This window comes from Halopseudomonas sp. SMJS2, assembly GCF_029866945.1.
Taxonomy (GTDB): Bacteria; Pseudomonadota; Gammaproteobacteria; order Pseudomonadales; family Pseudomonadaceae; genus Halopseudomonas; species Halopseudomonas bauzanensis.
Genome location: NZ_CP123445.1, coordinates 405,511 through 424,672 on the forward strand (window position 1 = coordinate 405,511; position 19,162 = coordinate 424,672).

The following is a 19,162-nucleotide window of genomic DNA, read 5'->3' on the forward strand; positions in this document are numbered from 1 at the left end:
AACATCAGACGCGCTTGCTTGCCGCCACAATCAACGCCTGAAACAGCCGTCGCTGGCGGCGTATCAGCAACAGGAATTCCGGGTGCCATTGCACGCCGAGCAGGAAGGGGTGGTCCGGGTCTTCGATCGCCTGGATGATGCCATCCAGGTCGCGGCCGCTGACCTGCAGTTGTTGACCGAGCTGGTTGATAGCCTGATTGTGCAGGCTGTTGATCTGCGCCCGCTCGCTGCCGAGCAGGTCGGCGAGCCGGCTGTTGGGGACGATATCCAGTGTCTTGAGCGGCAGTACGGTGCGCCGGTGTGAGGTCTTGTGGCGCCGGGAGCGCAGCTCCTGATACAGATTGCCACCGCGACGTGCGTTGAGCAGTTGGGCGCCCCGGCAAATCCCCAGCAGCGGCAGCCGGTGGGCTAGCGCATCATCGATGATTGCCGCTTCCAGTGCGTCCCGCTCGGGGTCGTATTTGGGCACCACTTCCGGTTCGGCGGTATACAGGACCGGGTCTATATCATGGCCACCGGTAATGACCACGCCGTCATAGCGGTGCTGTTGCCAGGGGTCGCCGGGGCGCAGTTGGAGCGGTTTGCCGCCGTACCAGCGGATGGCGCACGCTACCAGAAAGCGCGGGCCGAAAGCACCGCGCGATGGCCCGGTTACCGCAATGATCGGCGCCTTGTTCAGATCCCGCTCAGCCATTGGCGCTCCAGCTGTGCTTTCCAACTATCCAGTAACCGGCCCAGCCCCTGTTCCAGGTGCTGCCCATAGGCGTTGCAGCAGGCATCGAGACGGGGCCGGTCTGCGGCCAGTGCCTCCACCTGCAACCAGTCACTCCACGCGCCGCCGAGACCCCAGCCGGGTTGATCGATCAGGCTATCCGGCAGACGGTAATGCAGGGCAGGGCGAGCCTTGATCAAGGGGTCGGCTGTAGCCGCCTGAACCTGCTCGGCACTCAGGTACTTGAACAGCGGAAGCATATCCAGAGCGCGGTTACGGGTCGGGTTGGCCAGCAGGTAGTCGGCTATCAGCTGGGTCTGCTCTGGCCAGTAATGCGGGTTGATCAGTTGCTTGACATAGACCGGTGGAAACGGGCCGGCGAATGCAGTCAGGCGGCGGGTCAGGTTCATTCGCGCGCGTTGCGCCAGCCAGTCATACAGGCAGGTGAAGGCTTTGAGATAGGCAGTGATGGTATCGGTTTGCAGGTCCGGCAGATCGAGGTTGAATTGCATGCCGAAGGCGCTCATGACGCTGCTGGAGGTACCCTGTGCGCCGGCAATCCGCAGCAGATCGATCAGCCCTTCGAACTCACCCAGACGGTTCATGGGCAAGGGTGGGCTGATCAGTTCCAACGGCACGACATCGTTGGTGACCCACTTGAGCAGTTCTTCCACCGAGGTGCGCAGTTCGTCCCCCAGGTCGTTTTCCGCACGTTGTTCGCGGCCCATGTCCCGCAGCAGGGTGAAATCCAGTTCGACTCGCCAGTCGCCGGCCGGGTCGCCTCGCAGGGTGCGCTCATAGCGGCTGGTGGCCTGGCTGGGCAATTGCAGATAGCGGCTGCAGATGGTGGCCAGCCGGTCGATATCCAGTCCGCTCATTTCCAGTTCCACACCGACGCGGCGCAGCTCGCCGGTGCCGGTATGGATGCGTGCCGGTAAGGCGAACGATGGTGGGCAATGGGTCATGTACAGCTCCGCGTCCGGCCATTGGGTAACGTTCTGCTCGATTCTGGCATCCGCATATCCAAGGGGTGGTCTCAGACCAGGTTCAGCATGATAGAATCCATTGGCTCCGCTCCGGGTGTCTCGCCCGGGACTCATTCGGTCGTGTTGTCTGCCGCCCCCATGGCAGGTTTTCTCAGACAATGTCGATCAAACGACAGCCGCTTCGCCAATTCCATCTGTCGTTGGGCACGGAGTCAAAGGGATAACTTCTGGTCAGGGCATCTGCCTCCATGATCGGTAGGTTCTTCCCGCAAGCATTGACCTGCATGACTCAAGGCTAGCCGCTGACAGCGGCATCGTCCATTTGCTGCCGCTCGGCAAGCGACAGGGCTGAAACTAACTTCCTGATAGGTTAACTATGAGCAAGAACGCGACGTTTCGGGAAATCGAACGCAAACTGGCGGAAAGTCTGGCGCAACTTGAAGCCAAGAAAGAAGCAGAACACATTTGTGAAGAACAGGCGTTCAGCGATGAACTCAAGACACTGATGAAAACCTATCGCCTGTCCGCAACGGATGTACTGGCAATCATCGAGTCCGCACCCCAGGCGCACTGAATACGCGATGCGCGGTAATACAGCGTAATCATGGACGATATGACAAAACACTCGACAACTCCCGCCTATTCGCCAGGCAAACAAGCCTTATTGGATGCCGCCCTGCGTTTGGCGGCGGATGGGCGGACACTCAATAGTCTGGGGTTGCGGGAACTGGCTCGGGAAGCGGGACTGAATCCAAACACCTTCTATCGCCACTTCCGTGAAATGGACGATCTGGGTCTGACGCTGTTGCGTAGTATCGTCGAGCAGGTGCGTGGGCCCATACGCGTATTACGTCACGACGCCACCGCGCGCGCCGAGCGGCAGATACGGCAGCAGAACCCGGCGATTGATCAGGTGCAATTGGAGTTGCGGCGTGGGCGGCTGGTCTGCGCAGAAACCGTCCGCCTGTTCCTCGACTATGTGTTGGCGAATGCTGAAGTGGTGATGGTGGCCATGCGCGAGATGCATGGACCGTCGGAATTGTTGCGCAGGGAAGTGCGCAACATGATGCGCCTGTTCGCTGATGATCTGGCGCAGGATATCGTCGAATTGAAACTGGTCTCCGAGCAGGTCGCACCAATGCAGGTGCGGCAGATAGCCGAGATGGTCAGTCTCAACCTGTTCTTTCAATCGCTGGATTACATCGCTCAGCCACAGCGCCGCGATCAACTGCGCCGGTTGGTCGAAGAGCAGATCATGATGCTGTTTACCGGTGCTGCCTTCCTACAGGCGGTGGGTGCGTTGTGCTTGCCGGAAGGAGAGGTATAGGCGAAGCGGTTCTTTGGCGGCCGCCGTTGGGTTATCATTGGCAGCAGACTTTCATCTAAGCGACTAAGGTTAAGCCTGAGTCAGCGTATCTATGCCTGCGGGCATCTTCCGGCAAGATCTTTTTTGCCGCTCTTCAGTGTGCTGCTGAATACGACATGCAAGGAGTAATTCCATGGGAACCCAGCCCACGAATGAAACCGACCCCAATGATATCAACCCCAGTGACGATGGGATCCCGGCGCCTTCCGGCGACGCCAATCTGATCGATACGGACTATGTGGTCGGGCAGGACAACTTTGCCGGCAAATTGACCATCAACCTGGACATACACAGCAAGGTCTTTCTGATCTCGGCAGGGACCATCCTGTTGTTCGTGTTGTTGACCCTGGCATTACAGGACCAGGCGGCGGAGGTCTTTACCGGCCTGCGGGGCTGGCTGACCAGCAATATGGCCTGGTTCTTCATCAGCGCTGCGAATATCTTCGTGGTGCTGTGCCTGGCGCTGATCGTCTCGCCGTTGGGCAAGGTACGTATCGGTGGGCGGGATGCGACACCGGACTATACCTACCTGGGCTGGTTCTCGATGCTGTTTGCCGCCGGCATGGGTATCGGATTGATGTTCTATGGCGTGGCCGAACCCATGTCGCACTTCACCGCGGCATTCGATGGCGTCGTGGTTGGCGAGGATGGGGTACGCACTGACTGGGCGCCGCTGGGCGGCGCTGCCGGTAATGCCGAAGAGGCGGTGCGTCTGGGCATGGCCGCGACCATCTTCCATTGGGGTCTGCATCCCTGGGCCATCTACGCCATCGTTGCGTTGTCCCTGGCCATCTTTTCCTTTAACAAGGGCCTGCCGCTGAGTGTGCGTTCGATATTCTACCCGTTGCTGGGTGAGCGCATCTGGGGCTGGCCCGGGCACGTGATCGATATTCTCGCGGTATTCGCCACCATGTTCGGGCTGGTCACCTCGCTGGGCCTCGGAGCCCAACAGGCCAGCGCGGGCATGGAGCATCTATTTGGTATTCCGACCGGCAACCTGACCATGGTGCTATTGATCATCGCCATCACTCTGGTGGCGATGTGGTCGGTAGTGGCCGGGGTGGACAAGGGCGTCCAGCAATTGTCCAAGATCAACCTGCTGCTTGCGGTGCTACTGCTATTCTTCGTGATCGTTTTCGGGCCCACGCTGGAAATCTTCAAAGGCTTTTTCGAGAACCTGGGCGCCTATGTCAGCTACCTGCCGGCGCTGTCCAATCCGATAGGCCGCGATGATGCCAACTTCAGTCAGGGCTGGACCGGCTTCTACTGGGCCTGGTGGATCAGCTGGTCGCCCTTCGTTGGCATGTTCATCGCTCGGGTCAGCCGGGGGCGCAGCGTGCGGGAATTTCTGATCGCGGTGCTGCTGGTACCATCGCTGGTCTCGGTACTGTGGATGACTTCCTTCGGCGGAGTGGCCATCGACCAGGTACTGGCCGACAATTTCACCGGGGTTCAGGAGGCAGCGCTGGAGTTGCAACTGTTCACCATGTTGGGCCAGCTACCGCTGTCGGCCATTACCTCGTTCCTCGGCATCATTCTGGTCATCATGTTCTTCATCACCTCTTCGGATTCCGGCTCACTGGTGATCGATGCCATCACTGCCGGTGGCAAGATCAATGCGCCGGTATCCCAGCGGATCTTCTGGGCGGTGATCGAGGGTGTGCTGGCCATCGCGTTGCTGATCGGGGGCGGCCTGGTGGCCCTGCAGGCCATGGCCGTATCCACCGGCTTGCCGTTCACTGTGGTATTGCTGGTCGGGTGTGTAGCGGTGGTGAAGGGGTTGATGAGCGAGCCGCGCTAGCGGCTCAGCACCACAGGTCACCCAGGCGTTGCCGTGGCGAGAGGTGTGTCGCCACCTGCGCCTGCAGCAATTCGGCGGTGCCCAGGGCGTCAGTCAGCGCATGATGCGCCTGATACAGCGGCAGGTTGTAGCGGGTACGGCTGTCGGCCAAACGAATGGAAAGCGGCTTTCTGCCCAGCAGCCGTAGCAGCCAGCCGGGCTGGCGCTGCGGATGCAGGTCGGCCTCGATCTGCATGGTATCGACCATGGGAAACAACAGGCTTTCGCCGAATGCCTGGCGTACCGCCTGATCGATGAAGTTGCGCTCGATATTGCGGTAGTGCACTACCGCCACCCTGCCTGCCAACTGATCTACCAGACTGTCCATGATCTGCGCAAAGCGCGGCGCCTGCCGGATGTCCGAGTGAGTAATGCGATGGAATACCACCGACTCCGGAATCAAGTCGCTATGGGGCCGCACCAGTTGCTGCCAGGCCTGGTTGCTGCGGATACGGCCCAGAGTGAAAGGGACGGCGCCGATGCTCAGGATCGAGTGGCGCTTGGGATTGAGACCAGTGGTCTCGATATCCAGCGCGATGAACTCAACCTCGCTCAGGGGCGTATCCGCCGCGGGCCATTCGGCTTTATAGAAACGCTGCAGGGAGGGCTGCCGGGTACTGGCGGCCATATTGGCCAGATAGGCTGGCCAGTCACTCGCGTGGTTGGCTACGGTTGGCTTCATGGTCTGCCATCACCTGTGGTATGGGGATAGCGATAGCGCAGGAATTTCTGCGCATTGCTGAGGATCTGGAAAGCATCCTTCAGTCCGTGCCGTTCTGCTGCCGAAACGTTCTCCGGCTCGATGTAATTGTCCGGCTCGCGCTTCTCGCGAATATCCAGCGCCTGGTGACGGATGCGCGCAAGCGACAGGAACTCCAGAGCGTAGCGCAGCCGGTCCACTGATTCGGGGGGCATCAGGCGGGTCTTGGCAATATCGTCCAGCCGGTCGACCGAGCTTTGGGCGGTGGAGCCGCAGGCGAGCGCGTGCACCCGGATCAGATCAGTCAACGGGGCGGTACCGCGGCCCTTGATGTTGATGATGTTCTTCTGCCGGCCATCCTGCTCCATGACGAAGGTGCGGAAGATGCCCAGTGGTGGTGTGCGGTTCAACGAGTTGCGCGCCAGCAGCGCGAGAAAGCGCTGATTGCCGCTGGCCCGGGTAGCGATCAGCTCATGCAGCTGTTCGACAAAGTCCGTCTGACCACTGACCGCTTCCAGATCGAAGAAGATATTGCTGTTGAGCAGGGTCTGGGGATTGGGGCGCTCGATCCAGTCATTGAAATAGTTCTTCCATACCGCCAGTGGCTGCCGCCAGCGCTGGTTGGTAGCCATGATGTCACCCTTGCAGTAGGTGTAGCCGCAGGCGGCCAGGCCGTCGCTGACAAAGGTTGCCAGCCGCAGGAAATAGTCATCGTGTTCGGCTGGGTCGAAGCGGTCATCGAGCACCAGGGCATTGTCCTGGTCGGTCACTATCAGTTGTTCATCCCGCGCCATCGAGCCCATCACCATGAAGCAGTACGGGACTGGCGGCGGGCCCAACTGCGCCTCGGCCAGATCCACCAGCCGCTGGATGAAGCTGCGACCGATGCTGGACATGGCGCTGCCGATCATATGCGCACTGGCATCATCTTCGACCATGCGCACGAAGGTGGCGCGCACATCGGGTACTAGCCCCTGTAGCTCGGCGATGGACTGGCGGTTGAAGATGTCATTGACCAGATACAGACTGCTCTGGGACTGATAGCGGATCACATCGGCCAGGTTGATCAGGCCCACCGGGCGGCGCCGGTTGAGGATCGGCAGGTGATGGATATTGTGCCGCAGCATGCACAGGATCGCCTCGAATACCGAGTCGTTGGATTGCAGGGTAATCGGGTCGGCCGACATGATGTGCTGCAGTGGCGTCTCCGGCGGCAACGCCTCGGATACCACGCGAGTGCGGAAGTCGCGATCAGTGATGATGCCGACCACGCGCCGCTGTTGGGGATCATCCGCCATCGGTTCGGTAATCAGCAAGGCCGATACGCTCTGGTCGGTCATCACCGTCGCTGCCTGGTGCACGCTCGCTTGTGCATCCAGCATCACCGGTGGTCGGCTGATCAGCTTGTTGACCCGGACCTTCATCAACTCGTTGGCCCGGCCCTGAAGCTCGATCGCGGACCGTAAACGACCGGACCCTTCGGTATCGACGAAGTCGGCGAAATTGTCGAAGCTTTCGTTCAACTGGCTGAAGAGCACCCCGGGGATGAAGTAGATCAAGGTATCTTCAAGCGCCCGCGCCGGGAACCGCACTCGGCTGTCGCGGCGCAGGCTGGCCTGGCCGAAAATGTCCCCCTCGCCCAGCCGGTTGAACAGCTCACCGTTGCGCCGCAGTATCTCCACCGCACCGCTGCGGATGTAATGCAGATCGGTGATGTCCTGACCGGCCTCGAGAATCAGCGTGCCGGCCTTGTAATACTGCACCTGCACCTGGCTGGCAGTCTCGTCCAGTGTCTCTTCGGGCAATTCATCGAAGGGGGCGAAGCGACTCAGATGGTCACGTATTTCGATCAGTTCAACTTGCATGGCAGTTTCCAGCGGTGGCCTTACGGGACAGTGTAATACCTGTGCGGTGCAGATGCGCTAGGTGAAGCCCTTGTTGGAATGCGAAGGGTCTGTCCCTAAACTGGCGTCTTTGCGCAAATGGATCTACGCGATGCTCTCCGTCCTATCCGTCACCTTGCCGGTCTTCGCTCTGATCCTGACCGGCTGGCTGGTGCGCCGAGCCGGGGTGCTCGGTCCCCATGCGGCGAGCGAGCTGACCCGTTTCGTCATCTATCTGGCCCTGCCGGCGCTCTTGTTCGAGGTGGTTGCCAACGCCGAATGGCAGGTGCTCTGGCAGCCCGGCTTTATCGGCGCATTCGGCCTGGGGGTGGCGGTGGTCTTCATCGGCGCGGTTGTGGTGCAGCTGATTCGGCGCAGACCGCTGGTCGATTCGGCTATTGATGGACTGAACGCCGCTTATGCCAATACCGGCTTTCTGGGTATTCCATTGCTACTGGCGATTCTGGGTCGGGACTCGCTGATACCGGCGATGATCGCCACCGTCATCACCGTCTGTATTTTATTTGCCGTGGCACTGATCATGCTCGAGCTGGCGCTGCAGCGCAGCGCCAGCTCGGCGTCCGGGCCGATGTTGGGCACGGTGGGATTGCAACTGCTGCGCAACCCTTTGCTGGTCGCGCCGGCTCTTGGGCTGCTGGTATTGCTGCTCGGCCTGCGTCTTCCGGCCCCCATGAATGATTTTCTGCAGTTATTGGGCGCTGCGGCATCGCCCTGTGCGCTGGTGGCGCTGGGACTGTTTCTGGCAGAGGATCGGCCTCGCCCGCAACGCGTTGCCGGTACCGTGGCGTTGCTGGTCGGGCTCAAGCTGGTGCTGCAGCCGCTGGTGACCTGGTGGCTCGCTGCCCAGATCTTTGGGCTATCCGCGGTGCTGGTGCACAGCGCGGTATTGCTGGCTGCGCTACCTACCGGTACTGGCCCCTTCATGGCAGCGCAGCTTTACCGGCGCGATGGTGCGGTGACCTCCAGTGTCATTCTGATCTCCACGGTGGTCTCATTGCTGACGATTTCCGGTTTGCTCGGGCTCCTCCAGTAACACATCGCTGGGCAGGCTTCGCCGCTGAGCATTGGCGCAACTGAACCGGCTGTGCCAGCATGAACCACTGGTTTTGTCTGTGAGGTAGTCATGCAAAAGATTTTCATCATCGGTGGGGCGGGCAAGGTAGGGCGTTATCTCGCCCGGCAACTGGCACAGCGAGGCCATGAGGCCCGAACCCTGCATCGCAATGCCCAGCAGACTGATGAGTTGCAGGCGCTGGGTGCGGTTCCAGTGCAGGGTAATCTGCTCGAACTGGACGCTGATGGGCTCGCGGCATTGATCGGCGACAGCGACGCGGTGGTGTTTACTGCTGGCGCCGGCGGCAAGGGAGGGCCGCAGATGACCGACGCTATCGATGGCCAGGGGCTGGAGCTAGCGGTGGCTGCGGCGCAACAGGCGGGGGTGCAGCGCTTCCTGCTGGTATCGGCGTTCCCCGAGGCGGGACGCAACAAGGTCGTCTCCGATACCTTCGAAAACTATATGGCGGTAAAAAAGTGTGCCGATGTGCATCTGGCTGAGTCCGATCTGGACTGGGTCATCCTGCGGCCCGGCACGCTGCTGGATTCGCCGGGTACTGGCAAGGTACGGGCGGGATTGGCCATCCCCTATGGAGATGTGCCGCGGGAGGATGTGGCGGCCACGCTGTTGGCGTTGATCGAGCAACCGGCAGTCAACCGGATGATTGTCGAGCTGACCGGGGGTGATACCCCGGTGGCTGACGCCATTCAGTCGCTTGTGTCGGGCTGAAGAGGCCGCTGCAGCAGCTTGGGAGAGGAGCCAGCAACGAGATGCTGGCTCCGATCGCATCACTGCTGGGGTGTCAGTTTGAGTAATGCGCCTTCGCCCCCACGCATGCCGTCCTCCAGCAGCCAGATCGCGCCGTCCGGACCTTGCTCCACCTCGCGGATGCGCTTCTGCATATCGAAGCGTTCCGCTTCACGCGCCTCTTCGCCGTCGAACTCGACCCGCACCAGTGACAGCGACGACATGCCGCCGATGAAACCATCGCCCTGCCAATCGGAGAACAGCTCGCCGTTGTAGATGATGAAGCCCGCCGGTGAGATCACTGGCGTCCAGGTGATGGCGGGCGCATTGAATTCCGGACGGGTATCATGGTTAGGGATCGGCTTGCCGTCATAGTGTTCGCCATTGGAAACCAGCGGATAACCGTAGTTGGCCCCTTTCTCGATCAGATTGAGTTCGTCGCCGTCCTTGGGGCCCATCTCATGCGCCCAGAGCTTGCCGTCGGCAGCGAATGCCATTCCCAGAATGTTGCGATGGCCGAGCGACCAGACCTGCGCCGCTACCTCACCCTGATCAGCGAAGGGGTTGTCCTCGGGCACACTGCCATCGTCGTTCAACCGCACCATCTTGCCCAGATTGCTGTTCATATCCTGGGCAGGGTCAAACTTCTGCCGCTCACTGGAGCTGATCCACAGCATGCCGTCGCTATCGAACGCGAGACGATGGCCGAAATGGCCGTTGCCGGATACCTTCGGCGTCTGCCGCCAGATCACCTGCAGGTCCTCGAGCGCGCCCCCACCATCTTCATCCAGCACCAGACGGGCCCGCGCCACCGCAGCGCCGGAGCCGCCATCGCCAGCCTCGGCATAACTGATGTAAATCTGCTGGTTGTCTGCGAACTGCGGATGCAGCAACACATCGCCCAGCCCACCCTGGCCGGCATGGACCACCTCCGGTACACCGCTGATGGTTTCAGAACTATCTGTTCCCAGGTCGTGCAGGCGCAGCGTACCCGCCATCTCGGTGACCAGCAGCCGGCCGTCCGGCAGGAAGGTCATGGCCCAGGGAGCATCGAACTGAGTCACTTCGGTCACGCTGAAGGGTAACTCATCGGTTCCCGGGTCTGCGGTCGGCTGTCCGTCCGCCGCCTGTTCGGCAGCCGCTTCCTCCGCATCGCTATTGGCTTCGGCGGTGCTTTCCTCCGGGCCGACGGGTGCGGTGGCCTGCTCGGTAGCGGCTGGCGCTGGGCTGGCGGCCTGGTTGTCGGTATCTGCCGAATTATCGCAGGCAGCCAGCCAGCCGAGGGTGGCGAGAAAGATCATTGAATGCCGAAAAGGAATCATGACAGCTCCTGTGTCGTGGGGCGGAGAAGTTGATCCGTTAATAGTAGGTGGGGAAGGGAGTTTCGCAAGCTGGGAGCAGCAGCCGGTTAAATCCGACCGTCATGGTTTGCGAGCGCTACACTAGGCTTCATGCAGGGTGATCGGCTCGGGAGAGAGTATGGACTGGCGGGGAAGGCGGCAGAGCCGCAACATCGAAGACCGGCGCGGGCAGCCGCTGCAGGGGAGTGGTGGCGGGGTCGGATTGTTATTGCTGCTGCGTCTGCTGCCGTGGCTGTTGCGTAGCTGGCCGGGTCGCATCGTGCTGCTGCTGGGGGGCGTGGCCTTTGTCGGTGCCCGTATGCTCGGCATTGATTTGTTGCAATTGAGCGGCCCGGCACCTCAGCAGACCGCGACTTTCTCCGCCGAAGAGCAGCAATTGGCCGAATTCGTTTCCGTGGTGTTGGCTGATACGGAGCAGACCTGGCAGGGTATCTTCAGCGAAGCGGGCAGCCGCTACGAAGAGCCCACGCTGGTGCTGTTCAGCCAGCGGGTCGCCTCGGCCTGCGGCACGGCCAGCTCCGCCGTCGGCCCCTTCTATTGTCCGGCGGATCGCAAGGTCTATCTTGACCTGAGCTTTTTCCGCGACCTGGATCGCCAACTCGGCGCGCCAGGCGACTTCGCCCAGGCCTACGTGGTCGCCCATGAAGTGGGGCATCACATTCAGACCCTGCTGGGTATCAGCCAGAAGGTTCGCGCCACCGGGCAGGGCAAGTCCGCTGCGGTGGTCAATGCCCTGTCGGTGCGTCAGGAACTGCAGGCCGATTGCCTGGCCGGCGTCTGGGGCCATGCCGCGCACAATTACAGCCAACTGCTCGAGCCGGGGGATCTGGAAGAGGCGTTGCAGGCCGCCGCTGCCATCGGTGACGACCGCCTGCAACGGCGCAGCGGCGGGGAAGTGGTGCCCGACAGCTTTACCCACGGCACTTCGGCCCAGCGGGTGGAGTGGTTCCGACGCGGGTTCGAGAGTGGGGATATGGGGCAGTGCGATACGTTTTCGGCGAGTCTATAAAGCATGTATGAATGACATGCTGGCGCAGTTCTGGAGAGGGGCGCCGGACTGGGTAAAGAGGGCGCAATGCGCCCTCTGGGTGGTGATATTACGGCGTGGCCGGCTTTGCCACTTCTCTGTCCACCATATCCTTGCCCAATCGGGTCCAGGTCAACAGGAAGCACAGGGCGCTGGCAGCGTACAGGCAAGCCATTATGATCATGGAGGTTTGCAGGCTTTGTGCGTAGACCTGTCCACAGACGTCCTGCAGGTTCTGGGTCAGTTCACCGATTACTTTGGGGTGACATTGACTGCGCGCCAGGTCGCCAGCCGCAACCCCGAGCTCGGCGACGCCGGAATTGAAGAAGATGTCGGAGATTGCGCCAATGAACAGCGGGCCGAAACCGTAGCCAAGCAGGTTGACGAGAAGCAGCATCACGGCCGTAGCCATTGCGCGCACACGCATGCTCACCACGCCCTGGCCGATCGTGTACTGAGCGGCCAGGTAGCCGTACTTCACAAAGCCGCCGATGACCAGGCCGATTGCAGCGTAGAGCAGGTTATCGGTGGTGAAGGCGAAGATATAAAAGGGGATCGACAGTGCCAGGCCTATCGCTGGTACCCAGGCGATGGCGCCCGGATGCTTCTTGTACATCCTGGTTGCCAGCCAACCGGTGGCGAAGGTGCCAACGGCGGCGGACAGGGCGACCGGCGTGTTGATCCAGATCGCTGCCTGACCGGCAGTAATTTCGTAGGTGCGGACCAGAAAGAGCGACTGGAACGAGGAGATACCGTAACCGCAGAACGCGGCAATGGTGGAGCCGGCGGTCATCAGCCAGAAAGCAGGCTTGCCCATCAGCTCGTGGATAGCCTCGCCCAGGCTGGCTCGCTCCTTTTTCGCGGCTTCCGGCGGATCGGTGTAGCCACGCGGCGGCTCTTTGACTGTGAATTTGAAAACAAGGGCGACCAGCAAGCCCGGCAAACCGACGACGAAGAAGGCGGTGCGCCAGTCGAACGCGTCGGTAACCCAGCCGCCGATGATGTTGGCGAACATGGTGCCGAGCGTAACGCCCATGGCGTAGAAGCCCAGGGCCTGGGAGCGTTCACGCGGAATGAAATAGTCCGCGATCAGGGAGTTGGCTGGCGGCGTGCAGCCGGCCTCGCCAATACCCACACCGACGCGGCACATCAGCAGGATCCAGAACGCGCCTATGGTGACCGAGCCGATGGTGACTTCCGTCGCCAGGCCGCAAAGCGCTGTCATCAGCGACCACAAGGCCACGCAGACGGTCATGATCCAAACGCGATTGGCGACATCGGCAAAGCGCGCCAGCGGGACGCCCACGGCGGTGTAGAGCAAGGCGAAACCGAAGCCAGTGAGAAGCCCGAACTGGGTGTCTGTAATCCCGAGATCCGGTACCAGATCGGGGCCGACGACCGCTAGCAAGGCGCGGTCGACGAAATTCAGGATGTAGATAAATGTCAGCGCGAAGAGCACATAATTGCGGTATGCCTTGGAGCCATAGCCGGTCAAGTGGCTTTGGGCTCCCCCCTCTCTCGCAGTGATAGATCTCATGGACAATACGCCTTCTAGGTTGTTGTTATACGTCGATGTGGGCTGTAATCGCGCTGATATTCACCCACTCCTAGCGGTGTCTGCCTGGCCTTAAGAACAGTTTGCAGCCCTAAGCCGACTAGACGAACCCTGCCACTATATCGACATAGTGGGGTACGGTGGCGCGCAGAATCGTTGAGATTTGTAGCGAGTGATATTCAGCCGCGAGCGAATGCCAGGACTCAGGGCTCATACGAGTCACCGCGACGCGTAACATAGCAGCGTAGCAGCGGGACGGTCTGGCATGGTCGAGCCAAACAGCCTTTTTGAATACCAACACATAAAAACGGCATAGGTGGAACAGCACATAGCTGAAGCTCGGCCTCGCGATGCTCTTTGGGGTCCTTGCCTGTGGCAATGAGCTCCCGGACTTCAAAGCGCGGCTAGCGGTGAACCTCTGTGGACGCTAATAGACCTGAAAGCCCCGTATTTACTGGATTTCAGGCACAAAAAAAGACGTCCGAAGACGTCTTTAGATGCTTGTTTGGTGGAGCCGGGGGGATTTGAACCCCCGTCCGCCAGTCCGCCACTATCGGTTCTACATGCTTAGCCATCTCTATTGAGTTAACTCCTCACCGCCCGAGTGGCAGGGTGTTTGGAGCGAGCTGTATGAGTTTTAGCCGTTACGTCTACAGCGAACTTGGCGGCGATTCTGTTCTATATGACAATCATTTCGAGTTTACAGACATCCTCTGATGATTGCTGGAGCCGAAGCTACCAGAAGTGCTACTTGGCTGCTTACGCAGCTAGTTGTGCACCATAATTGTCGTCATTGGCAATTATATAGGTTTGCAACAGTGTATTTACGAGTTCTGTTACCAACTCGGCATGCCCCTCAAGCTTTGTAACCGTCGTCGAATCCTGATCGGCCCCAAAACCCTGGTGCTATTACATCAGAGGCTATTCTACGCCAAAGGTTCTCCAGCGTACAGCAGCGACATCTTTGGCAACAGATTGGTCAGCGGTTGCTTTCGCGGACCAGTCGCTGTTTCTCACGGTCCCAGTCGCGATTCTTTTCCGTCTCGCGCTTGTCGTATTCCTTCTTGCCCTTGACCAAGGCAATCTCGCACTTGACCAGGTGCTTCTTCCAATACAACGCCATGGCTACGCAGCTGTAACCCTTCTGCTCGACACCGGAGATGATCTTGTCGAGTTCCTTGGTGTGCAACAGCAGTTTGCGGGTGCGGATCGGGTCGGCAATGACGTGGGTGCTGGCGGTCTGCAGCGGGGTGATATGTGCGCCGAACAGGTAAGCTTCGCCGTCCTTCAGCAACACGTAGCTATCAACCAGCTGTGCCTTTCCGGCGCGCAGGCTTTTCACTTCCCAGCCAGCAAGGGAGATGCCCGCTTCAAAGCGTTGCTCGACAAAATATTCGTGCTTGGCCCGTTTGTTCAGCGCGATGGTGCCGCCGTTGGCCTGGGGTTTCTTTTGCTTGCTCATAGGCGGCGTATTATAGGGGTTGCCGCTGCCTTCTGCTATCTCTGATGCTGGGCTGGCAATCCCTATCGTGGCCGAAGCGCCGAATCGATGCGCCGTGGGTGTGGCCGGAGCGGGTAAATCGCGCCTGTTCCCGGTGGGCCGTTCACTGGTACGCTATATTCTTGATGATTCATAACCGAACTGTTCAAGTGAATAACCTATGACGACGCACATCAAGCGTTCGGCTCTGCTGCCTTTCCCGGCGGAGCGCCTGTTCGACCTGGTGAATCGGGTCGAGCACTACCCCGAATTTCTGCCCTGGTGCACCAAGGCGGAGGTCATCAGTGAAACCGACGAGTCCATGCAGGCCCGGCTGACGGTGGGCAAGGCTGGATTGCACCAGTCCTTTACCACCCACAATCAGTTGGTACCCGGTGAGCGCATCGAGATGCGCCTGGAAGACGGTCCTTTCACTGAACTCAATGGCGTCTGGACTTTCCAGGCGCTGAACGAGCAAGCCTGCAAGATTACTCTGGACATGCAATTCAACTATTCTGGAGCCCTGGTGCGCGCCACCCTGGGCCCCCTGTTCAATCATGCGGCCAATACCATGGTTGAGGCGTTTTCCAAGCGGGCCCAGGAGTTATACGGGTGAGTGAGCCGGCCATCACTGTGGAAGTGGCCTATGCGCTGCCCGATCAGCAGCGCATCATTCGCCTGACCGTGCCGGCAGGAACCACGGTTCTGCAGGCGGCGCGGCTGTCGGGAATTACCGAACATTTCCCGGGAGTGGATCTGGAGGCGTGCGATATGGGTGTTTTCGGCAAGCTGGTGGCCAAGCCGGCAGAGCGGGAGCTGAGAGAAGGGGAGCGCGTGGAACTGTACCGCCCGCTGATTGCCGACCCCAAGGAGGTGCGCAAGCAGCGGGCGGCCAGAAACAAGGAGGCAGCCAGAGCGGATTGAATCTGGGCGGCGCCAGCGCCGCCCGTCGGTTTATTCGCCAGTGCCCAGCGGTGCGCCGAGATCGATCGGATAGGGGGTGGCCGCAGGCTCTGTGGCGCTATCGCCGCTCATGATTTCTTCATCCCGGCTGGTGCCTGGAACGAAATCGCCGGCGAGGCCAACCAGCAGGTCGTCCTCGAACATCAGGCTGATGCGTTCCTGCTCGCGGGGGCTGTGCCCGGCCTGCAGGCTATACAGGTAATCCCAGCGGTTGGGCTCGAAGGTATCCTGCAGCAGGGGCGTGCCCATGATGAAACGTACTTGCCGTTGGGTCATGCCGGGACGCAGTTGGTCTACCATTTCCTGGGTGACGACGTTGCCCTGTTGGACATCGATCTTATATACACCCGGAAAACCGCAACCGGAAAGACCAGCGCCCGCGGCGCAAAACAGCAGGATACAAATGAGACGGTTCAGACTATTTGGCATCGCGTGGTAACATCCACTATCGAAAGTTGGCTGAATGGCCCTGAATCATACCCGACTGATCCAGCGCTGCGAAGCGTTGAGAGAGAAACTGACCATGGTTGAAAATCACGAACTGCGCAAAGCGGGCCTCAAGGTCACCTTACCGCGCGTCAAGATCCTGCAGATGCTGGACAACACAGAAGACCGCCACATGAGTGCCGAGGACGTCTACAAGGCTCTGATGGAAGCGGGTGAAGACGTTGGTCTGGCTACCGTTTATCGGGTACTCACCCAGTTCGAGACGGCCGGTCTGGTGGTGCGCCACAATTTCGATGGCGGCCATGCGGTATTCGAACTGGCAGATGGCGAGCATCACGACCATATGGTGTGCGTGGACACCGGCGAAGTGATCGAATTCTTCGATGAGGAGATCGAGCGTCGCCAGAAGGAAATCGTCAAGGAACACGGCTACGAGATGGTGGATCACAACCTCGTGCTGTATGTGAAGAAGAAAGGTTGATGCATCGGCAGGTCAGGCACTCGCCTGACCTGCACTGGCTGACGGGCAAGCCGTCAGCCAGTCATGGCTGATTGCCCGCCAATTGTTTGCGGGCATGGGCCAGGGACTCCTCGGTAAGATCCACTCCACCCAGCATGCGCGCCACTTCCTGCACGCGGCCTTCCTGATCCAGGCGGTCGATACAGGTGCGGGTCGAGTCGCGCTTCTGCTCCTTGCGTACGAACAGATGTTGATGCCCCTGCGCGGCCACCTGCGGCAGATGGGTCACCGTCAGTACCTGGCCGCGTTCGCCCAGTTGGCGCAGCAACTTGCCGACGATTTCGGCGGTTGGCCCGCCAATACCCACGTCTACTTCATCGAATACCAGCGTCGAGACTCGCGAGGTCTGGGCGGTAATGACCTGGATGCCCAGGCTGATACGTGACAGTTCGCCGCCCGAGGCCACCTTGGCCAGGGGCTTGGCCGGCTGGCCGGGATTGGCACTGACCAGAAATTCGACATTCTCCAGGCCCTGCAGTGGAGTCTGTTCAGCTTTGAGCGGATGCAGCTCCACCTTGACCTGGCCGCCGGGCATACCCAGTTGCTGGATCTCGCCGGTAACGGCTTTGGCCAGGCGGGTGGCGGCCTTGCGGCGGGTGTCCGAGAGGCGGCTGGCCAGGCTCTGGAAGTGCTCGCGGTAGGCTACCAATTCCTCAGATAGTCGTTCCCGGTCGGCGTCCTGCTGCTGGATGCCTTCCAGCTCGTCGATCAGGCGTTGCTGCAAGGCGGGCAATTCATCGGCGTTGACCCGATGTTTGCGGGCCAGGTCATGAATCACGCCGAGCCGCTCTTCGACCTGCTGCTGGCGCTGCGGGTCGGCCTCGAAGTGGTCCAGATAGCGGGTCAGCTCGCCAACCGCTTCTTCCACCTGAATCTGCGCGCCGGACAGCAGGTTGTGCGCCTCATCAAGGCTGCGGCCATGCTCCTTCAGACCGCTCAGCCGGTTGAGGCTTGAGGTTAGTGCCTGCAGCACACTGCCGCTGTCGCTTTCGCTGCAGATATTGATGATCTGCTGGCAGGACTGCATGATCAGCTCGGCGTTGGCCAACTGCCGCTGTTCCGCTTCCAGTTGTTCCAGTTCGCCATCTTGCAGGCTCAGATTGTCGAGTTCTTCCAATTGATAGCTGAGCAACTGAATGCGCGCGTTCTGCTCATCGTTGGTGTCACTGGCCTGCTGCAACGCCTGCTCGGTCTGCCGACAACGCTGCGCAGCGAGCTGGACCTGGCGGGCCAGGTCGCTGGCGCCGGCATAGTCATCCAGCAGTCGGCGGTGGGTATCAGCTTTCAATAACGACTGGTGTTCATGCTGGCTGTGAATATCGATGAGCATTTCGCCCAGGGCGCGGAGATCCTGCTGCGGACAGGGGCTGCCGTTGATGTAGGCGCGTGAGCGGCCTTCGGCGGTGACCACCCGGCGCAGGATGACCTGTGATTCGTCGCTGCTCAGGTCGCGCTGGCTGAGCCATTGGACCGCTTCGGGGATCTCGCTGATATCGAAGGTGGCAAGAATGTCTGCCTTGTCGGCACCCGGGCGTACGGCGCCACTGTCGGCGCGGTCGCCCAGGGTCAGCGCCAGTGCGTCGAGCATGATGGATTTGCCGGCGCCGGTTTCACCGGTGATCACGGTCATGCCCCGATCGAGTTCCAGCTCGAGATGATCGACAATTGCGTAGTTGTTCACCGCCAGATGCACCAACATGGAGTCGCTCTCCGAAGATTGTTGTTCTGGTTATTTATACAGTAGTGCTGTGGGGTTCCTCAACCCCTTGTTCACCCGCTGTGAAAAACTGCCCTTGAACCTGGGAAGGCGATCCCCATATAGGGTGCAGTGAAGTTCAATCCGGCCGCTGGGCCGTGTCGCCTTATTTTGTCAGACAGGAGATATACATGGTGGACGAACCGAGACAGGAGCTGCAGGACGAGGAGTCTGTAGCCGATCAGGGGCAGGAGACCGTTGCTGTGGAAGAGGACCTGGTAGCCCGGATCGCCAGCCTGGAAGAGCAGCTGGCCACGGCCCAGGATCAGGCTCTGCGTGCCGCTGCCGATGTGCAGAATGCCCGTCGTCGCGCTGAACAGGAAGTGGAAAAGGCGCACAAGTTCGCTCTGGAACGTTTTGCCAATGATCTGCTGGCGGTGGTTGATAGCCTGGAGCGCGGCCTGGAGCTGTCCAGTGACGAAGATGCCGCCATCAAGCCGATGCGTGATGGCATGGAGCTCACCCTGAAGCTGTTCAGCGATACCCTGGCCCGACATCAGATCGTCGCGGTCGACCCCCATGGTGAACCCTTCAACCCCGAACTGCACCAGGCGATGACCATGGAAGAGCGCGACAATGTCGAGCCCAATACCGTGATCAAGGTATTCCAGAAGGGTTATACCCTCAGCGGCCGCCTGCTGCGCCCGGCGATGGTGGTGGTGAGCAAGGCGGGTGCCGGTGGGGCGGCAGGTTCGATCAACGAGCAGGCTTGAAAAAGATTTTCCGTGACCCCATCTAGGGTCC

At 60.3% G+C, this 19,162-nt stretch carries 19 protein-coding genes and 1 other RNA gene; 10 read left to right on the forward strand and 10 right to left on the reverse strand.

Annotated elements, in window-relative coordinates; all coding sequences use genetic code 11:
• Positions 1-4: 4 nt before the first annotated feature.
• Both QAO71_RS01955 and QAO71_RS01960 read right to left on the reverse strand, forming a co-directional pair.
• A complete protein-coding gene (locus QAO71_RS01955; RefSeq protein ID WP_280165113.1) occupies positions 5-694 on the reverse strand; it encodes a gamma-glutamyl-gamma-aminobutyrate hydrolase family protein in 690 nt (229 codons plus the stop codon).
• The gene (locus QAO71_RS01960; protein ID WP_280165114.1) at positions 676-1,677 is read right to left on the reverse strand and encodes an amidoligase family protein; all 1,002 of its coding nucleotides are present in this window, start codon (positions 1,675-1,677) and stop codon (positions 676-678) included. Before QAO71_RS01960 ends, QAO71_RS01955 begins: the two co-directional genes overlap by 19 nt.
• 397 nt (positions 1,678-2,074) lie before the next feature.
• On the opposite strand from QAO71_RS01960, the gene QAO71_RS01965 reads away from it, so the two are divergent.
• The 3 genes from QAO71_RS01965 to QAO71_RS01975 all read left to right on the forward strand — a co-directional run bounded on the left by QAO71_RS01965 (position 2,075) and on the right by QAO71_RS01975 (position 4,865).
• Positions 2,075-2,272, forward strand: coding sequence for a hypothetical protein (locus QAO71_RS01965; protein WP_074777255.1), 198 nt, complete (start codon positions 2,075-2,077; stop codon positions 2,270-2,272).
• Positions 2,273-2,302: 30 nt separating this feature from the next.
• Positions 2,303-3,025 carry a TetR family transcriptional regulator gene (locus QAO71_RS01970; RefSeq protein WP_280165115.1) on the forward strand — a complete coding sequence of 241 codons (723 nt, stop codon included), beginning with the start codon at positions 2,303-2,305 and terminating at the stop codon, positions 3,023-3,025.
• A gap of 172 nt (positions 3,026-3,197) precedes the next feature.
• Positions 3,198-4,865, forward strand: coding sequence for a BCCT family transporter (locus tag QAO71_RS01975; protein ID WP_280165116.1), 1,668 nt, complete (start codon positions 3,198-3,200; stop codon positions 4,863-4,865).
• Positions 4,866-4,869: 4 nt separating this feature from the next.
• Here the strand turns inward: QAO71_RS01975 and QAO71_RS01980 are convergent, their stop codons facing one another.
• Both QAO71_RS01980 and QAO71_RS01985 read right to left on the reverse strand, forming a co-directional pair.
• Positions 4,870-5,586, reverse strand: coding sequence for a 3'-5' exonuclease (locus QAO71_RS01980; protein WP_136870113.1), 717 nt, complete (start codon positions 5,584-5,586; stop codon positions 4,870-4,872).
• Positions 5,583-7,469: a DUF294 nucleotidyltransferase-like domain-containing protein gene (locus QAO71_RS01985; RefSeq protein ID WP_036993225.1), complete on the reverse strand. Its 1,887-nt coding sequence runs from the start codon at positions 7,467-7,469 to the stop codon at positions 5,583-5,585. Before QAO71_RS01985 ends, QAO71_RS01980 begins: the two co-directional genes overlap by 4 nt.
• Before the next feature lie 130 nt (positions 7,470-7,599).
• Between QAO71_RS01985 and QAO71_RS01990 the strand changes: the two genes are divergently transcribed.
• A complete protein-coding gene (locus QAO71_RS01990) occupies positions 7,600-8,541 on the forward strand; it encodes an AEC family transporter (RefSeq protein ID WP_280165117.1) in 942 nt (313 codons plus the stop codon).
• Between the two features lie 90 nt (positions 8,542-8,631).
• The gene (locus tag QAO71_RS01995; protein ID WP_280165118.1) at positions 8,632-9,291 is read left to right on the forward strand and encodes an NAD(P)H-binding protein; all 660 of its coding nucleotides are present in this window, start codon (positions 8,632-8,634) and stop codon (positions 9,289-9,291) included.
• Between the two features lie 59 nt (positions 9,292-9,350).
• On the opposite strand, the gene QAO71_RS02000 is transcribed toward QAO71_RS01995, so the two are convergent.
• A complete protein-coding gene (locus QAO71_RS02000; protein ID WP_280165119.1) occupies positions 9,351-10,631 on the reverse strand; it encodes a PQQ-dependent sugar dehydrogenase in 1,281 nt (426 codons plus the stop codon).
• 157 nt (positions 10,632-10,788) lie between these two features.
• Between QAO71_RS02000 and QAO71_RS02005 the strand changes: the two genes are divergently transcribed.
• Positions 10,789-11,679, forward strand: coding sequence for a neutral zinc metallopeptidase (locus tag QAO71_RS02005; protein ID WP_280165120.1), 891 nt, complete (start codon positions 10,789-10,791; stop codon positions 11,677-11,679).
• An 88-nt stretch (positions 11,680-11,767) separates the two neighbouring features.
• Here the strand turns inward: QAO71_RS02005 and QAO71_RS02010 are convergent, their stop codons facing one another.
• The 3 genes from QAO71_RS02010 to smpB all read right to left on the reverse strand — a co-directional run bounded on the left by QAO71_RS02010 (position 11,768) and on the right by smpB (position 14,714).
• Positions 11,768-13,192 carry an MFS transporter gene (locus QAO71_RS02010; RefSeq protein ID WP_280165121.1) on the reverse strand — a complete coding sequence of 475 codons (1,425 nt, stop codon included), beginning with the start codon at positions 13,190-13,192 and terminating at the stop codon, positions 11,768-11,770.
• 566 nt (positions 13,193-13,758) lie between these two features.
• Positions 13,759-14,146, reverse strand: a transfer-messenger RNA (tmRNA) gene (gene ssrA / locus QAO71_RS02015).
• An 85-nt stretch (positions 14,147-14,231) separates the two neighbouring features.
• Complete coding sequence (gene smpB, locus QAO71_RS02020; protein ID WP_036993150.1) at positions 14,232-14,714, reverse strand: SsrA-binding protein SmpB; 483 nt, start codon at positions 14,712-14,714, stop codon at positions 14,232-14,234.
• A 199-nt stretch (positions 14,715-14,913) separates the two neighbouring features.
• Between smpB and QAO71_RS02025 the strand changes: the two genes are divergently transcribed.
• Both QAO71_RS02025 and QAO71_RS02030 read left to right on the forward strand, forming a co-directional pair.
• Complete coding sequence (locus QAO71_RS02025; RefSeq protein WP_036993149.1) at positions 14,914-15,348, forward strand: type II toxin-antitoxin system RatA family toxin; 435 nt, start codon at positions 14,914-14,916, stop codon at positions 15,346-15,348.
• Positions 15,345-15,656 (forward strand): RnfH family protein, encoded by a 312-nt coding sequence (locus tag QAO71_RS02030; RefSeq protein WP_036993148.1) that lies wholly within the window; start codon positions 15,345-15,347, stop codon positions 15,654-15,656. The genes QAO71_RS02025 and QAO71_RS02030 overlap by 4 nt, the downstream gene beginning before the upstream one ends.
• 30 nt (positions 15,657-15,686) lie before the next feature.
• Here the strand turns inward: QAO71_RS02030 and QAO71_RS02035 are convergent, their stop codons facing one another.
• Complete coding sequence (locus tag QAO71_RS02035) at positions 15,687-16,124, reverse strand: outer membrane protein assembly factor BamE (RefSeq protein WP_074779330.1); 438 nt, start codon at positions 16,122-16,124, stop codon at positions 15,687-15,689.
• A gap of 94 nt (positions 16,125-16,218) precedes the next feature.
• Between QAO71_RS02035 and fur the strand changes: the two genes are divergently transcribed.
• Positions 16,219-16,623 (forward strand): ferric iron uptake transcriptional regulator, encoded by a 405-nt coding sequence (fur, locus tag QAO71_RS02040; protein ID WP_036993260.1) that lies wholly within the window; start codon positions 16,219-16,221, stop codon positions 16,621-16,623.
• A 61-nt stretch (positions 16,624-16,684) separates the two neighbouring features.
• Here the strand turns inward: fur and recN are convergent, their stop codons facing one another.
• Positions 16,685-18,361, reverse strand: coding sequence for a DNA repair protein RecN (recN, locus tag QAO71_RS02045; RefSeq protein WP_280165122.1), 1,677 nt, complete (start codon positions 18,359-18,361; stop codon positions 16,685-16,687).
• Between the two features lie 188 nt (positions 18,362-18,549).
• Between recN and grpE the strand changes: the two genes are divergently transcribed.
• Positions 18,550-19,131: a nucleotide exchange factor GrpE gene (gene grpE, locus QAO71_RS02050; RefSeq protein ID WP_036993146.1), complete on the forward strand. Its 582-nt coding sequence runs from the start codon at positions 18,550-18,552 to the stop codon at positions 19,129-19,131.
• Positions 19,132-19,162 lie beyond the last annotated feature (31 nt).

What these genes read in the sequence shown, in the direction of transcription:
- QAO71_RS02025 (WP_036993149.1), top strand. Translation starts at nt 14,914, where the DNA reads ATGACGACGCACATCAAGCGTTCGGCTCTGCTGCCTTTCCCGGCGGAG.
- QAO71_RS01955 (WP_280165113.1), bottom strand. Translation starts at nt 694, where the DNA reads ATGGCTGAGCGGGATCTGAACAAGGCGCCGATCATTGCGGTAACCGGG.
- QAO71_RS01970 (WP_280165115.1), top strand. Translation starts at nt 2,303, where the DNA reads ATGGACGATATGACAAAACACTCGACAACTCCCGCCTATTCGCCAGGC.
- QAO71_RS01965 (WP_074777255.1), top strand. Translation starts at nt 2,075, where the DNA reads ATGAGCAAGAACGCGACGTTTCGGGAAATCGAACGCAAACTGGCGGAA.
- fur (WP_036993260.1), top strand. Translation starts at nt 16,219, where the DNA reads ATGGTTGAAAATCACGAACTGCGCAAAGCGGGCCTCAAGGTCACCTTA.
- smpB (WP_036993150.1), bottom strand. Translation starts at nt 14,714, where the DNA reads ATGAGCAAGCAAAAGAAACCCCAGGCCAACGGCGGCACCATCGCGCTG.
- QAO71_RS01960 (WP_280165114.1), bottom strand. Translation starts at nt 1,677, where the DNA reads ATGACCCATTGCCCACCATCGTTCGCCTTACCGGCACGCATCCATACC.
- recN (WP_280165122.1), bottom strand. Translation starts at nt 18,361, where the DNA reads ATGTTGGTGCATCTGGCGGTGAACAACTACGCAATTGTCGATCATCTC.
- QAO71_RS01975 (WP_280165116.1), top strand. Translation starts at nt 3,198, where the DNA reads ATGGGAACCCAGCCCACGAATGAAACCGACCCCAATGATATCAACCCC.
- grpE (WP_036993146.1), top strand. Translation starts at nt 18,550, where the DNA reads ATGGTGGACGAACCGAGACAGGAGCTGCAGGACGAGGAGTCTGTAGCC.
- QAO71_RS02035 (WP_074779330.1), bottom strand. Translation starts at nt 16,124, where the DNA reads ATGCCAAATAGTCTGAACCGTCTCATTTGTATCCTGCTGTTTTGCGCC.
- QAO71_RS02005 (WP_280165120.1), top strand. Translation starts at nt 10,789, where the DNA reads ATGGACTGGCGGGGAAGGCGGCAGAGCCGCAACATCGAAGACCGGCGC.
- QAO71_RS01985 (WP_036993225.1), bottom strand. Translation starts at nt 7,469, where the DNA reads ATGCAAGTTGAACTGATCGAAATACGTGACCATCTGAGTCGCTTCGCC.
- QAO71_RS01980 (WP_136870113.1), bottom strand. Translation starts at nt 5,586, where the DNA reads ATGAAGCCAACCGTAGCCAACCACGCGAGTGACTGGCCAGCCTATCTG.
- QAO71_RS02000 (WP_280165119.1), bottom strand. Translation starts at nt 10,631, where the DNA reads ATGATTCCTTTTCGGCATTCAATGATCTTTCTCGCCACCCTCGGCTGG.
- QAO71_RS01990 (WP_280165117.1), top strand. Translation starts at nt 7,600, where the DNA reads ATGCTCTCCGTCCTATCCGTCACCTTGCCGGTCTTCGCTCTGATCCTG.
- QAO71_RS01995 (WP_280165118.1), top strand. Translation starts at nt 8,632, where the DNA reads ATGCAAAAGATTTTCATCATCGGTGGGGCGGGCAAGGTAGGGCGTTAT.